Source organism: Halobacillus seohaensis, from assembly GCF_042663045.1.
Taxonomy (GTDB): Bacteria; Bacillota; Bacilli; order Bacillales; family Halobacillaceae; genus Halobacillus_A; species Halobacillus_A seohaensis.
Genome location: NZ_JBHSZV010000004.1, coordinates 305,049 through 318,059, shown reverse-complemented (window position 1 = coordinate 318,059; position 13,011 = coordinate 305,049). Strand labels below are relative to the sequence as shown.

Below are 13,011 nucleotides of genomic sequence, written 5' to 3'. Positions count from 1 at the left end.
AAGAGAGGAAGTGTAATGTTTCATTTCAAGAATGTTTCACAAGGTTCATTAGACGACTTATCTTTCACGATTAAAAAGAAAGAGAAGGTCATTTTATTTGGTCCTTCAGGTGCGGGTAAAAGCACATTGCTTTTTTTATTCAATCGTCTAAATAGTCCCTCTAAAGGTACTATTTATTTTGAAAATAAAAAACTGAGTGAGCATTCAGTTGTGGAACTTAGGAAACGAATAGGCCTCGTGCTACAAGAGCCCAACCTTTTCCCTGGGACGGTTATGGACAATATTAAATATGGTCCTTCTTTATTTGGTGAGTGGGAAGACCAACAAGCTGAAGAGTTATTAAACTATGTTCAGCTTCCTTATTCTTATATTGATAGAAATGTGAACCAACTGTCAGGTGGTGAAAAACAAAGATTATCACTGGCAAGAACTCTTGCTAATTCCCCTGAAGTACTACTCCTTGATTAACCTACAAGTGCCTTAGATTATCGGACAGCTGAAGAGATAGAGAAAGTTTTAAATTAATAGAGCAACATAGTTTGACTATGATCATGGTGACTCATAATCTAAAACAAGCGAGCAGGCTAGGCAATAGAGGGTTATATATTATGGGAGATAAACTGATGGAAGATGGAAGTATCCCACAAATGTTAGAAAAACCAACTACACGAGAGTTGGAGGAGTTTCTTGAAGACTAAAGGAAGTGGATTTAATGGAGCCGGAAATTTCTAATCAGTCCTTATTATTTTTAATAGTATTCGTTATTACCCCGCTTTCACTGTCTTATTTATATCAGTTAGGATTGAGCAAAAATATTCTTTGGTCCTCGCTTCGGGGTACTATACAATTATTTGCTATTGGGTATCTTTTAACATACTTGTTTGATTTGCAGGCAAGTATTGGAATTCCGTTAATGATTAGCATGATGCCTACTGTTGCTACATTCCATGCTAGACAAAAAGGGAAAGAATTGCCTTATGTTTTTTGGTATATTCTGATTGGTCTGATCACTATTGAAGTTAGTGTGTTGGGTATGTGGCTTTTATTTGATATGGTGAATTTTACACCATCTGAAGTGATTCCGATGAGTGGGATGGTAATAGGGAATAGCATGGTAGCCATGGGATTAGCATTAGAAAGAATGAAAAGCGAGTTTAAAGAAAATAATGGTCGGCTATTAGCTGCTCTATCACTGGGCGCGAAACCTAGCACGGCTTCTAAATTAATTGTCCAAAAGACGTTGAATGCTGCACTCATACCTAACGTTGATCAGCTGAAAACAATCGGGCTAGTGCAGCCTTCCAGGAATGATGACTGGATTGATCTTTGGAGGTGTAGAACCGGTCATGGCTATTAAATATCACTTGTTATTTCACTTAGCATATTTTCTTCTGTATCCTTAAGTGCGATGTTTATTACCTTAGCTATGTATCGATATTTTTTAATGCTGAACATCAGCTTTTAGAATCTGAGGATGAGATTCTCAGCCAGTAATTTTAAAAAAGAAGTTGTCCTTAGATTAAGTAGTTCCGATGCCGTGGAGAACATCTAAAATAATAAGTGAAATAACATACTAAAACTCACTATGTTTAGCACCATAAATAACAGTACAAATAACAAACAAAAACGCTTGGATTGTTAATGCCCAAGCGTTTCTTTTTATATTTTCTGTTAAAATAAAACCCCCGATTGTTTAATAAAGGAATGGGGGTTGGGGAACCACTTGCTTTCCGCGGGGAAAACGTCAAGCCTCCTCGAGCCACCAGTCTATCCTTTCCCGCAGGAGTCTCGAGGTTTCCCATCCTCCATGACTATGAAGAGTGGAACGGAACCCTTTTTATAAAAGTTGGGGGTGGTGTGTGAATATTGCCATTGAAATGATCTACTTGTGCCATGAAATTTGATCTGTAATATAAATTCAGAAATGGTCTTAATGATAGGCATACAGACTAGGTAAGCTCCTAGCTGCCGTTTATGGCCTGAGATTACTTCCATAGAGGTTTTTTCAAGGTCCCTTAATAGGTGCCCTTCATATAAACTGGCTATCACCCCCGATTTTTAACAACTTATCTAATGGCTAAGATCTGTGTGATGGCCATATTCCTTGGTCTGTAGCATACCAAATTAGCACGTTGACAACAGTTATTGTCATTATTTATTTGGGTTGAGATTTATCAGGGGGAAATAAGAGACCAAATCATATGCGATTTGGTCTGTTAATTCGTATGCTATTTCGTATGTTTCTCCACCGAAAACGGAACTACTTACCCTTAGAGAAACTTGCTTTCTGTTTCTTTAACTCAACCAAATAAGTTAGTGTAAATTGTCATGATTGAGAACCAGCCAAACATTAATGCAGATACACCTGCAAAAAGAACAGCAAAGAAATTTTTAGTTTTAATTTCACGGAACACAGCAATGACACAAAAGATTGTAACGAGTAAAAGAAGAATAGCTGTTACCATTATTAGCCCTCCATTATTCCTTTTCTTTATTATCACCCGATATATTTGGATGTTATACTATATGTAGCTCATTTCATTCCACATTTATTCTATAGTATAAAGAATCATTTGTCGAGTGAATTTATAGTTAAAGATAGAGGAGTGTATTATATGTTGAAAATTTCAAGGCTTCCCCTTGGACCAATGGGCACTAATGCTTATGTTATTACAGAGCGTAAACAAGCATTAATTATTGATCCAGGTGGCGATTTCGAGGAACTAGATCAAAAAATCAAGGAAAAAGAATTAACAGTCATAGCTATTCTTTTAACACATGCACATTTTGATCACATTGGTGCAGTAGAAGAAGCTAGAAACGCATACAATGTGCCCGTATATTTACATGAAGCAGAGAAAAATTGGCTAATGGATTCGTCCCTGAATGGATCGGCTCATTTCCAAATGGGTGAAATAACAGCAAGCCCTGCTGACCAGTATTTTGAAGCAGGTCAGATGGAATTAGGACCATTTTCCTTTGAAGTACGCCATACACCTGGTCATTCTCCTGGTAGTGTATCTTTTGTATTTCGTAAACAACGGTTTACTGTGGCAGGTGATACCTTATTTCAAAGAGGAATTGGCAGAACAGACCTTCCTGGGGGAAAACGAAAAGAGTTAATGGATAGCATAACAAATCAATTGTTTAGCCTGAGAAATGATATGAGGATCTATCCTGGGCATGGTATGCCTACAACAATAGAAGAAGAAAAAAATGAAAACCCATTTTTTAAAGGGTAGGCTATGTTAAACGATAATGTTGATATTTGCCCTAGTTGAGGAAGGAGTTTCTTCAATCATCGAGCAGTATCATGGAATAATCATAGCAATGGACAGTTCTGCTACAATCTGGGCCTTTAACGGAATAAAATAAGCAAATTACTTGAAAAACATAATTTTTTGTAACAAAAAATTATGTTTTAGCACAGCAAAAAAGACCTGTTATCCGATTGTGGATAACAGGTCTTTTTTTAATGACCGAAAGACGGTACAAGAATAAAGGACGAATAGTACGTAAATCCAATCATAAATACTGTCAAGTATGAGAAAAATATGTATACATACATACGCTCAGACAGTTTGAGGTAGCCAACTGCAAGGAAAAAGGCTGTTTGGGCTAGAGATAGAAATGCTGCTTCCATCATATCACCTGCATAAAACATAACAGCAAAAATCCCTGTCCAAAACGCCATCACTCGAAACATGCGATCCATGCTTCTTCCCCTCCTTTTTTCATCTTTCATCGTTACACTATCATTCATATTATAAACGACCTATACCTGATTGTAAATAAATCATGTTGTTATCATTTATACTCTCTCCAGAGTACCCAAGAAATAAACATGGAAGGTAGTAATGGTGATGAAAAATTTCGAGAAAACGGTTTAATTAAGCAAAAATTATACAAGTATTATACAAAAGCCGAAAATTATATTAATTAAATAAAGGAGCGAATTACAATAGATGCATTGCATTAACATTTTACAGTTATCTAAGTTGGCGTCGTGTCGTCGAACAAAATCATGGTTAACAAGGGTGTAAAGTTTAATGAGCTACCCTTATGCAGGGAGACACCCGATGTAGCAGAATTGAAAAAAATTATAATTAACTATAAACGGTATTGATGAAATATTTGCTAAACGAAGTAAAGAATTTAAAGCGTTAATATTAATGTTGGTGAATTGACTGTTAATGAAAAGCCTAAGTTACTGCAACGCCCCATTTTATAACCAATAGTGACAAATTGGTCGTTGGATATAATGTTGAAGAATTAAGAAGTATCACAAACAATCGGATGGAGCACGAAAAACAAGTTTCATGATAGAAAGAATCTATGAACTATAAAACCGATGCGATCGCATCGGTTTTATATAGTTCATAAATTTTCTGGATGGTTTTATTAGTTCCTGATTTTAATGTGATGTGCCATGTACATTTGTACATATGATCTTCTACTTCTTCGCATGTTACGTCAGCACTCCCTATGGGCAAATGAAAGGTATAATTATTCTCAGCGAGTGAAAACGATGAACCCTGATACAACTCGAGGAACTGCTCCTGACCATAGTTAAACATATTTTGTAGCTGGTAATAATGTTTGATGGACTCGGTAGAATACAATTGATTTTTGTATTGTTGTACTGTAAATAATGTGACTAACAGTATAAGACTTGCAATAGAAATGGCCCAGGGGAAAATAATACCTTGATCATCTCTAAGGAAATTCATATAAAATTGTTTTATGATAGCTCCCTCCATTTTTTATAACTACTGATAAATGTAGCATCTGTTTATCAAGTTTAAATGACAACTCTTGGATATTATGGATTAGTAATTCGTGACCTGTATTATTTACTCTTCTGCGGACATCGTTTCCATATTTTGAAATTTTAATTTCTCTGTTTTGGTTATCTGTAATAATTAATTCATTGTTTATTAACGTAACGTTTGTAGAGGTATTTATTTCTTCCTCTACAAACGTTAAAAACTGAAATACACTTAATTCATTTGAATAAGATGGTCCCTCAATTAGTTTGATGACAGGGACGCTAATTGTTAATAATATTGAAATTAATGTTAAGCTGATGATGGTTTCCACAAGAGTGAAACCATTAGATTTAAGAAGAAGCATACAAGCAGAACTTATTTTTTTCATTATGGGAATCCTCCCAGTTTACGCAACCTTCAATATATTGAGTTTGAACCTCAAAAGAAAAGGAGTAATTATCTTCCTGAATTTCGTAAGGAAATTGGATCGGCAGGTCATGACTTAAAACCGTGAGATGATTATTCAAAGCTAGAATAGCATGTCTTTTTATAGAGAGGTCATGCTGCTCCATTCTTACCTGAGTGAGTAAAGGCAAGATAGCTGTTGCTATGATCATGATTAAACTAAAAGCACAAATGACTTCAACGAGAGTAAAGCCTCTATTGTTCATCAATCTTCACCCTGCTTTTTCCGAAAGAAAATGTGATCTTAAACACTTTTGTAGGTGTGGTTATTCTCATTATCCCTGGGTTTTGAAGTGTTCCACTAGAATTAAATTGCACAGGAGTTGAAAGGGTTTGTAATTGAATCTTCCAACTGCTTGGAAAGGTCCGTGTGAAAAGTGTTTTTTTCTGTCGGTAATCGTATAAGTAATAATCGTTTGATTGAGGGCGTATCATCATCCAGTAATTTGGATGATCTTGAATCGTGAGTTGTTGAGCTAATAGGAGATCGTTTTCCAATTGTTCCATGTAGTTATTTGCTTCAATTTCCTGAAAAAGATTGTTGTGAAAAGGGAGAAATAGAAGCAGCAAACTAGTGAAGAGTGCAAGAACGAGGATTACTTCGCTTAGCGTGAAACCACTTAAATTAATATCTCTACGGAATTTCAACTTTACCAGTTTCAGCTGTGTATCCAAGCTCTTCACCATTTGGACATTTCGTTTGTTTTAAATAATTTTCATCAACCAAAACTTCTAAACTAGTTGGCAAATTATCATGTTCAATGTAGTAAGCTTCTACTTGAGCTTCTGCTGTAAGTGCTAAAGCTTCGCATCCTTTCGCACGAATAGAGTTAGTATTCTCTGTTAGATTTGGGATGGTAATAATAAGAAGAACGGAGATAATTAACAAGACAATTAGCATTTCGATAAGAGTAAATCCTTTTTCGTTCATAACTACATCTCCTTTAAATTTGTTTCATCCATTGATAAAGTGGCAGCATTATCGACGCATAGATTAAAATGACAACCAAAGCGACACCGATAAAGAAAATAGGTTGAATGAGTTGAATAATCTTTGTTAATTTCTCTTTAAACTGGTCAACCAACATTTCAGATAAGACTTGCAATTCTTCACTTAAAGTACGTAAGTCATTCGTATGATGAAATATAGAGGTGAGTTCTGGTCGTAATAGACGACAGTCCTGCAGGGAGGCACCTAGCTGTTGCCCATTATTTAAATGTTTTAAAATGATCAGACCATAATGAGATAGGTGGGGATAACGTGGCTGTGTGCTTATAACTTCTAATGAGTTTTTCAAAGTTAGTCCAGTTGCGACAAGCGCACTTAAATGAGTGGAAAAGAGAAAAGTCAGGGAAAACATTTTGTATGATTTAACAATAGGGAGTTTTTCATAAAGAAACAGTGTTTGTTCTATAGATAATCTATTTTTCATGAGATGAAATAGTAAAAATAACAGTAGAGCAATAATGATTATGAAGCCTACGCCTGTTATCATTATGTCGACTATATTTAAAATCACTAAACTAAACGGTTTAGTGCCTCCGTTATCAAAAAGGGTTTGAAAGCTAGGTAGAATAGTTTGCTTTATGACAGTGAACGCTACGGTCACAAATGCAAATAATAGGAGAGGGTATCGCAGAGCTTCTTTGATTTTTTTTGTGTATTCATGTTGCATTTCCAGAAGATCCGCGCATTGCTTGAACATCTCGGGAAGATCGTAATGGATTCTAGAGAAATAGAGGTAAGATACAACTTGTTTGGAAAAGTGTGCCTCCTGAAAAGCTATATCTAGAGGGTTTCCAATGTTCAATTGCCGTGTGATTTCATTGGTTGTGTTTTTAAATTCAGCATCCCAGCTTGTCATCTTGAGTGCTTCAAGAAGGGGGAAGCCTTTGTATAACAATTTACATAATCGATTAAGGAATCGGATTTGTTTTAAAAGGGGAATCGTGCTACGTTTAGATAATCGGGTGTTAATTTTGCGAATAGCCGAGTGCATAGGCTTTCCTCCTTAACGAAGCGAACGTAGGGAATGAGAAGTTTTGTTGTGGATTAACACCTTTAATTGCTTGTTGAAGATTAGTATGATGAAGAAGCTCAACAATAGCTGCACGATGAGGCATGTTTGCATTGATGTCCAACGTAATTAATTGTTGAGCAGCGATGGCGATCAGTGTTTGTTCTAATTCTATTGTTTTTATATTCATTTCTTTTAATCGTTGAATTGTGCCGAATGCATCTTTAGCATGAATAGTACTAATGACTAAATGTCCGCTAAGTGCAGCCCGAAAGGCAAAATGCGCCGTTTCTTTATCGCGAATTTCTCCAACCATTAATAAATCAGGATCGTGACGAAGAGCGGCTTTTAATCCGGTATCATACGTAATGCCTGCACGTTCATTTACTTGAACTTGTATAATATTGTTTAAGTTTTTCTCAATTGGATCTTCAAGAGTGATGGCCTGGAAAGAGTGTTCTTTAATTAGTGACTGTAAGAGCGAGTAGAGAGTTGTAGTTTTTCCGCAGCCAGTGGGTCCTGTAAATAGAATCATTCCGCTCTTGTGGGAGAGCCATCGCTGAATGATTTTCAATTGGTGCGGGAAGAGAAAGAGTCTTTCTAATTGAAGTTGTTCATCAGGGGATAAAATTCGAATAGCTAGGCTTTCACTACCTATTATAGGAAGTGTTGAAAGTCTTAGGTTGAATAAGGAATGTTGACTTCGGTGTTCTAATGCTCCATTCTGCGGTTTTGTTACTTCACCAATATCCATGCCAGACGTAAACTTGAAATAGGCAAGCAGTTTTTGATAAGTTGGATTCGGTAGAGAAGAATGGAAAATACGATGTCCGTGAATTCGAAAATAAATGTCTGTATTCTCGATATACGGGGAGAAGTGAATATCAGAAGCAGTTTGTTGAATCGCGGATACAAGAAGATCTTTTGCATAATTAGCAATTTGACTCACGTTTAGTTATCACCTCATTTTAATATCTTTGCTTAGTACTATTTCGACATTAATGGCGAAAATCCTGCTTTTTTTCAGAAAATTTTTCAGGGGGCTTTTTTTATGGTTTTTTTAATCGGGTACATGGGTAGTGGAAAATCAACAATCGCAACGCATCTAAGTGAACAAATCGGGTTCGACTACATAGAAATGGATGAAGAAATCGAAAGGAAAGAAGGCATGTCAATTGCTCGTATTTTCGAAAAGTATGGTGAGAAGTACTTTCGTCAATCAGAAACTAATTTATTGAAATCATTAGAAGGATCCCTGGTCGTTTCAACTGGTGGCGGTATCATTTTGGCAGAGGAAAATCAACAGCTCCTTAAAAGTGCCGACCATGTCTTTTTCTTAAATGCTTCTTTCGATACTATACATGATCGTCTGATCAACGATGAAGACCGCCCACTTTGGTCAGATAATATAAAAAAAAATAAACTGCGTTTTGAAGAACGACTTCCTATTTATCATGGATTAGCTAAATATGTCATTCAAGTGGATGGAAAAGACTCTCAAGCGATCACAGATGAAATTCTTAATTGTCTAAAGTAAGGCCCCCACGGACATAATATAAATAGACTAATTGAAAGTAGGGACCTTATATGAAAAAGAGTGAATATGCACAATTTCTTACAGAGGAAATGATGAAACATATGCATATGACGAAACAAGAGAAACAAGAAAAAAGACAAACTAGACCTTCAAAGAAAACTTCATCTTATTGGTTTGGAATTCTTCCTGTAGCTTTAAAAATGTTGAAAAAACCAAGAAATAGATAGCTTTACTTTTATTGAAGCAGTTGTTGACTCGTAGAGACTGAAAGATAAATCAAACCACCATTAGCAACGGACAGTGTTATTCTTGGTTTGTAACGGACATTAAGTTGATCTAATTCTTTTTCGTATTGTTCTTCTTCAATGTCATTAGAGTTATAAAATCCTTCAAGTAGTTGCTTTTCATAATTTAACTGTTCAATGGAGTGTGAAGCCCACTCGGTGTCTAATTTTGATATATAGGCTTCGGTATGTTGGACAATTCTATTATATCCACTTTCTAGGCGAATGACCGGTGTCATAGGGAATGTATAATCTGAGATTTTAGGATTGAATGAATAATCGATTATTTTGTCCATGGCATCGTGAATTAAAGCTCCATTTATTAAATTCAATCCTATGGAAAGGATTTGATCCTTGGACTGTTTGCCTCTGAAAGTGAGTTTTATATTTACAAATAACCATGGATGCAGTGCAAGGTTATTATTATCCTTGCTTTCAACTGCTTCGTACAACCTAGTCATAAAACCTTTTTCTAATGCTACCTGATAAATTTGCTGCAGTTTAGGTGTTCCTGCATGTAGGAATACCCCTTCTTCTTGATCTCCAAGGCTAATATCTTTAAAGGATAGGCTCATCGGTTCACCTTCACGATTCATTTTTTTCATATAATGCCAATAAAAAGGACGGTTCATTAATGATTCATCCATCTCTTTTGTTAAATGAACCGTCATATAATTAGGTATTAACTCTTCAATCGTACATCCATTAATCGTAAAGAATTCTTTTGTGAATTCATAGTATTTATTAGCATTCAACTCGATTCCCTCCTATCTTTTACAGAGTGCTCTACATAACTGACTAAATTTTTCATTTTAATATCTATCTCACCTTGGGAATCTGACTCTTGTAATATAGTTTGAACGTGACTCTCAAAGTTTCCACCAGGTATTTTTTCTAGTATCGCATCTAAATCACCGACTGCGTTTTGAAATAATTGAATTTTATCGTATAGTAACTTCATTATTTGATCTTCCAATGTATTTTTAATGGAAAAATTATATATATTTACGTCTTTTTGTTGGCCGAATCGGTGTATTCTTCCAATGCGTTGCTCAAGCCTCATCGGATTCCAAGGGAGATCGTAATTAATCATGTTGTTACAGAATTGTAAGTTTATTCCTTCAGCTCCAGCTTCCGTTGCAATTAATACTTGTGCTTTCGTTTTGAAAAGCTGTTTCATCCAGTCGCGTTTCCCTTTGTTAAATTTTCCGCTAAAAGGTACTGAAGAAATTCCTTGTTGCTGTAAATACCACTGCAGGTAAAATTGACTTGCCCGATACTCTGTAAACACAATGAACTTTTCATCTGTTTTTTCAATAAGTTCCGCCATTTTCTTCGCTTTTGTATGGTGGGGAAGTTGACCTAAGCGTTCGATAATCCCGGTTAAAAGCTCTGAAGGCTGCTTTTTATTCATCGACTGTAGAGACATGTAGCAGGCTTCCCTAGTGGAACATAATTCTTTAGCTAATGTCAGCCAGGTGAAAGAAGGGTAACTTTCTTTTAATACCGCTAATTCGTCATACACTTGTTGCTCTTCATTATTAAAAGAGAGACTAATGTTTTTTACATGTCTCTTAGATGAATCGAGTCCAGTGTCTTTACGTAAATTTCGAATCATTAATTTACTAAGTAATGAATGAATATGTTGCTGAGTGTTTTCTTCTTCTAGTTGCGTGTTTTTGTACTTCTGCTTAAATGTCGTTAAATCCCCTAGGTAACCTGGTTTTAATATAGATACTAAATTAAATAAATCGCTTAAATGATTCTGGATTGGTGTAGCTGTTAAAAGGAGACAATACGTCTTTTTTAGTTGCTTAACAAACTGATAATTTTTCGTTTGATGGTTTTTGAGCTTGTGAGCCTCATCAATTATTATTAAATCGTAGGATATTGATAAAATGTCCTCTTTGTGATTATCTCTTTTAGCCATATCTATAGAAGTTACTGTAACATCCCAGTGTTTCCAATCAGCATGTTTTTTTCTAGGTGAGGCAGCTTGTATGAAGAATTTCTCACTTAATTCTTGGGTCCATTGGTTAACGAGCGAAGCAGGTGTTAAAATCAGTACTTTTTTAGCCATTCCCCGAATCATATATTCCTTTAAAATGAGTCCGGCTTCCAAAGTCTTTCCAAGGCCTACCTCATCGGCTAGGATTGCACGTCCGCTCATTTCGTGTACCACTTTTTCACAAGCCTTTACTTGATGATCCAAGAACTCTATGTGGGGGAGTTGATTTGGTGCAAGCAGCCCGTCAAACTGAGGGATCGATTGCAGTTTCAACCCTTTCCAGGCAAGTTTGTATTCTTCCCATGAACAAAGATCATCTGATTCCTCTAATTGATCGGATAATTGTTTGAGAAAGTGTTGGTCAAAATGAACATCGATCAACGCCTTTTCCTCCTTGTGTTTTTGTCGTTGTCGTAAGCTTTTTTAGAAATTTTAAAATCTATTCTGTATGTTTATAGTCTCTATGGTATAATGAAGCTGAAATTAAGAGAGTTTGTCGTAAGCTTTACAGGTTAGTATGCCCAGGTCAATCTAATAAAATACTAATGCGAATGACTGCAGGGGGAGAGCCTACTTATTGTAGCGCCGAAGGAGCAAGCAATCAGTTTTGTGAATCTCTCAGGCAAAGAAGACCTCTGTAGGACGCAACTCTGGAGAGTGTTTACAATACATAGTAAACCACCCAAGAAGCATGCGTAATTAAGGCGTATTTTGCTCGCTAACGACGCGAAACTTTCTGGTGCACGGACAGAGACTCCCGAATAATTACGGTGGAGTCTCTTTTTTATGCAAAAAATTAATGGGTCTAAGGAGTGAAAGCATGGCGAACTTGAAACGAACACCGCTATATGCCGAATACAAGAAACTTGGTGCTAAGACGATTGACTTTGGAGGTTGGGACTTACCTGTTCAGTTCTCTAGTATAAAAGATGAACATGAGGTGACTAGAACAAAAGCAGGTTTATTCGATGTTTCCCATATGGCCGAAATTTTTGTTGAGGGAACAGAGAGCCTAACTTATTTGCAGAGAATGTTAACAAATGATGTTTCAAAATTAGAGCCTGGTAAAGCACAGTATACAATTATGTGTTACGAAAATGGTGGGACGATAGATGATTTAATCGTGTATATGCTAGAAGCGAACAAGTATTTACTCGTCGTAAACGCCGCCAATAGAAATAAGGATGTAACATGGTTACAAAACCATGTAGAAGGACAGGTAACGGTTACGGATGTTTCTGATCAATATGTACAATTGGCTTTACAAGGACCCTATGCAGAAAAAATATTACAACAGTTAACCGACACAGATTTATTTTCAATTAAGTTTTTTCGCTTTGCTCAAGGTGTCGCTTTTAAAGGAGTAGAAGATGAAGCGCTCGTTTCACGTACAGGGTATACAGGCGAAGATGGATTTGAAATTTATTTGCCAAGCCATTCAGGACCCGCATTGTGGCAAGCAATACTTTCTAATGGAGAAAGCTACGGTGTACAGCCGATTGGTCTTGGGGCAAGAGATACGCTGCGTTTTGAAGCAAAGTTAGCACTCTATGGGCAAGAGTTAAGTCCTGATATTTCACCGCTTGAAGCTGGGTTAGGCTTTGCAGTTCAGTTGAAAAAGGGTGCTGATTTTATTGGGAAAAAGGCTTTGCAACTTCAGAAGGAAGAAGGCTTGAAACGAAAACTCGTAGGAGTTGAAATGATAGATAATGGGATTCCTCGAACAGGTTATGAAGTGTTAAACGAATCTGAAGTTATTGGAGTAATTACAACTGGTACACAGTCTCCAACATTAGGAAAAAATGTAGGGCTGGCTCTAATCAAGACAGAGTATACAGAAAAAGGTACAGAAGTACATGTTCAAGTTCGTAAACGTACCTTAAAAGCGAAAGTTGTAGCCACACCGTTCTACAAGCGATAATCGATTGGA

Annotated in this window: 18 protein-coding genes and 2 riboswitches; of the genes, 7 read left to right on the top strand and 11 right to left on the bottom strand. The window is 36.3% G+C overall.

Annotated elements, in window-relative coordinates:
- Window positions 1–15: 15 nt before the first annotated feature.
- From ACFQIC_RS01905 to ACFQIC_RS01895, 3 genes are all read left to right on the top strand, one after another.
- A complete protein-coding gene (locus ACFQIC_RS01905; protein WP_390216909.1) occupies window positions 16–468 on the top strand; it encodes an ABC transporter ATP-binding protein in 453 nt (150 codons plus the stop codon).
- A 244-nt stretch (window positions 469–712) separates the two neighbouring features.
- Window positions 713–1,357, top strand: a complete 645-nt coding sequence (locus ACFQIC_RS01900) for an ABC transporter permease (protein ID WP_390216908.1) — start codon at window positions 713–715, stop codon at window positions 1,355–1,357.
- Window positions 1,320–1,403 (top strand): hypothetical protein, encoded by an 84-nt coding sequence (locus tag ACFQIC_RS01895; protein WP_390216930.1) that lies wholly within the window; start codon window positions 1,320–1,322, stop codon window positions 1,401–1,403. Before ACFQIC_RS01900 ends, ACFQIC_RS01895 begins: the two co-directional genes overlap by 38 nt.
- Window positions 1,404–2,300: 897 nt before the next feature.
- On the opposite strand, the gene ACFQIC_RS01890 is transcribed toward ACFQIC_RS01895, so the two are convergent.
- A complete protein-coding gene (locus ACFQIC_RS01890; protein WP_204706738.1) occupies window positions 2,301–2,465 on the bottom strand; it encodes a DUF2759 family protein in 165 nt (54 codons plus the stop codon).
- A 150-nt stretch (window positions 2,466–2,615) separates the two neighbouring features.
- Here ACFQIC_RS01890 and ACFQIC_RS01885 point away from each other — a divergent pair, with 150 nt between their 5' ends.
- A complete protein-coding gene (locus ACFQIC_RS01885; protein WP_204706736.1) occupies window positions 2,616–3,242 on the top strand; it encodes an MBL fold metallo-hydrolase in 627 nt (208 codons plus the stop codon).
- 230 nt (window positions 3,243–3,472) lie between these two features.
- Here ACFQIC_RS01885 and ACFQIC_RS01880 read toward each other — a convergent pair whose 3' ends face one another.
- From ACFQIC_RS01880 to comGA, 8 genes are all read right to left on the bottom strand, one after another.
- Window positions 3,473–3,715: a DUF2626 domain-containing protein gene (locus ACFQIC_RS01880; protein ID WP_204706734.1), complete on the bottom strand. Its 243-nt coding sequence runs from the start codon at window positions 3,713–3,715 to the stop codon at window positions 3,473–3,475.
- A gap of 625 nt (window positions 3,716–4,340) precedes the next feature.
- Entirely contained in the window at window positions 4,341–4,730 is a 390-nt protein-coding gene (locus ACFQIC_RS01875) for a hypothetical protein (RefSeq protein WP_390216907.1), read from the bottom strand.
- Complete coding sequence (comGF, locus tag ACFQIC_RS01870) at window positions 4,717–5,157, bottom strand: competence type IV pilus minor pilin ComGF (RefSeq protein WP_204706732.1); 441 nt, start codon at window positions 5,155–5,157, stop codon at window positions 4,717–4,719. The genes ACFQIC_RS01875 and comGF overlap by 14 nt, the downstream gene beginning before the upstream one ends.
- The gene (locus ACFQIC_RS01865; RefSeq protein ID WP_204706730.1) at window positions 5,120–5,440 is read right to left on the bottom strand and encodes a type II secretion system protein; all 321 of its coding nucleotides are present in this window, start codon (window positions 5,438–5,440) and stop codon (window positions 5,120–5,122) included. The genes comGF and ACFQIC_RS01865 overlap by 38 nt, the downstream gene beginning before the upstream one ends.
- On the bottom strand, window positions 5,430–5,882 hold the full coding sequence (gene comGD / locus ACFQIC_RS01860) for a competence type IV pilus minor pilin ComGD (RefSeq protein ID WP_390216906.1): 453 nt from the start codon (window positions 5,880–5,882) through the stop codon (window positions 5,430–5,432). Before comGD ends, ACFQIC_RS01865 begins: the two co-directional genes overlap by 11 nt.
- A complete protein-coding gene (comGC, locus tag ACFQIC_RS01855) occupies window positions 5,869–6,165 on the bottom strand; it encodes a competence type IV pilus major pilin ComGC (RefSeq protein ID WP_204706726.1) in 297 nt (98 codons plus the stop codon). Before comGC ends, comGD begins: the two co-directional genes overlap by 14 nt.
- Window positions 6,166–6,178: 13 nt before the next feature.
- Complete coding sequence (locus tag ACFQIC_RS01850; protein WP_204706724.1) at window positions 6,179–7,234, bottom strand: type II secretion system F family protein; 1,056 nt, start codon at window positions 7,232–7,234, stop codon at window positions 6,179–6,181.
- On the bottom strand, window positions 7,209–8,201 hold the full coding sequence (comGA, locus tag ACFQIC_RS01845) for a competence type IV pilus ATPase ComGA (RefSeq protein ID WP_204706722.1): 993 nt from the start codon (window positions 8,199–8,201) through the stop codon (window positions 7,209–7,211). Before comGA ends, ACFQIC_RS01850 begins: the two co-directional genes overlap by 26 nt.
- A 102-nt stretch (window positions 8,202–8,303) precedes the next feature.
- Between comGA and ACFQIC_RS01840 the strand changes: the two genes are divergently transcribed.
- Together ACFQIC_RS01840 and ACFQIC_RS01835 are read left to right on the top strand one after the other, a co-directional pair.
- The gene (locus ACFQIC_RS01840) at window positions 8,304–8,789 is read left to right on the top strand and encodes a shikimate kinase (protein WP_204706720.1); all 486 of its coding nucleotides are present in this window, start codon (window positions 8,304–8,306) and stop codon (window positions 8,787–8,789) included.
- 50 nt (window positions 8,790–8,839) lie between these two features.
- Window positions 8,840–9,016, top strand: a complete 177-nt coding sequence (locus ACFQIC_RS01835; protein ID WP_204706718.1) for a YqzE family protein — start codon at window positions 8,840–8,842, stop codon at window positions 9,014–9,016.
- An 8-nt stretch (window positions 9,017–9,024) separates the two neighbouring features.
- Here ACFQIC_RS01835 and ACFQIC_RS01830 read toward each other — a convergent pair whose 3' ends face one another.
- Together ACFQIC_RS01830 and ACFQIC_RS01825 are read right to left on the bottom strand one after the other, a co-directional pair.
- Entirely contained in the window at window positions 9,025–9,828 is an 804-nt protein-coding gene (locus ACFQIC_RS01830) for a YqhG family protein (protein WP_204706716.1), read from the bottom strand.
- Window positions 9,825–11,462 (bottom strand): DEAD/DEAH box helicase, encoded by a 1,638-nt coding sequence (locus tag ACFQIC_RS01825; protein ID WP_204706714.1) that lies wholly within the window; start codon window positions 11,460–11,462, stop codon window positions 9,825–9,827. The genes ACFQIC_RS01830 and ACFQIC_RS01825 overlap by 4 nt, the downstream gene beginning before the upstream one ends.
- A 170-nt stretch (window positions 11,463–11,632) precedes the next feature.
- Window positions 11,633–11,726: riboswitch (glycine riboswitch) on the top strand.
- A 3-nt stretch (window positions 11,727–11,729) separates the two neighbouring features.
- A riboswitch (glycine riboswitch) is annotated at window positions 11,730–11,834 on the top strand.
- Window positions 11,835–11,901: 67 nt separating this feature from the next.
- Here ACFQIC_RS01825 and gcvT point away from each other — a divergent pair.
- Complete coding sequence (gcvT, locus tag ACFQIC_RS01820; protein ID WP_204706712.1) at window positions 11,902–13,002, top strand: glycine cleavage system aminomethyltransferase GcvT; 1,101 nt, start codon at window positions 11,902–11,904, stop codon at window positions 13,000–13,002.
- Window positions 13,003–13,011 lie beyond the last annotated feature (9 nt).

Excerpts from the sequence above, each read along its gene's own strand:
- gcvT (WP_204706712.1), top strand. The coding sequence starts at position 11,902 with ATGGCGAACTTGAAACGAACACCGCTATATGCCGAATACAAGAAACTT.
- ACFQIC_RS01900 (WP_390216908.1), top strand. The coding sequence starts at position 713 with ATGGAGCCGGAAATTTCTAATCAGTCCTTATTATTTTTAATAGTATTC.
- comGF (WP_204706732.1), bottom strand. The coding sequence starts at position 5,157 with ATGAAAAAAATAAGTTCTGCTTGTATGCTTCTTCTTAAATCTAATGGT.
- ACFQIC_RS01890 (WP_204706738.1), bottom strand. The coding sequence starts at position 2,465 with ATGGTAACAGCTATTCTTCTTTTACTCGTTACAATCTTTTGTGTCATT.
- ACFQIC_RS01875 (WP_390216907.1), bottom strand. The coding sequence starts at position 4,730 with ATGAATTTCCTTAGAGATGATCAAGGTATTATTTTCCCCTGGGCCATT.
- ACFQIC_RS01850 (WP_204706724.1), bottom strand. The coding sequence starts at position 7,234 with ATGCACTCGGCTATTCGCAAAATTAACACCCGATTATCTAAACGTAGC.
- comGC (WP_204706726.1), bottom strand. The coding sequence starts at position 6,165 with ATGAACGAAAAAGGATTTACTCTTATCGAAATGCTAATTGTCTTGTTA.
- ACFQIC_RS01905 (WP_390216909.1), top strand. The coding sequence starts at position 16 with ATGTTTCATTTCAAGAATGTTTCACAAGGTTCATTAGACGACTTATCT.
- ACFQIC_RS01865 (WP_204706730.1), bottom strand. The coding sequence starts at position 5,440 with ATGAACAATAGAGGCTTTACTCTCGTTGAAGTCATTTGTGCTTTTAGT.
- ACFQIC_RS01885 (WP_204706736.1), top strand. The coding sequence starts at position 2,616 with ATGTTGAAAATTTCAAGGCTTCCCCTTGGACCAATGGGCACTAATGCT.
- ACFQIC_RS01840 (WP_204706720.1), top strand. The coding sequence starts at position 8,304 with ATGGTTTTTTTAATCGGGTACATGGGTAGTGGAAAATCAACAATCGCA.
- ACFQIC_RS01880 (WP_204706734.1), bottom strand. The coding sequence starts at position 3,715 with ATGGATCGCATGTTTCGAGTGATGGCGTTTTGGACAGGGATTTTTGCT.
- ACFQIC_RS01835 (WP_204706718.1), top strand. The coding sequence starts at position 8,840 with ATGAAAAAGAGTGAATATGCACAATTTCTTACAGAGGAAATGATGAAA.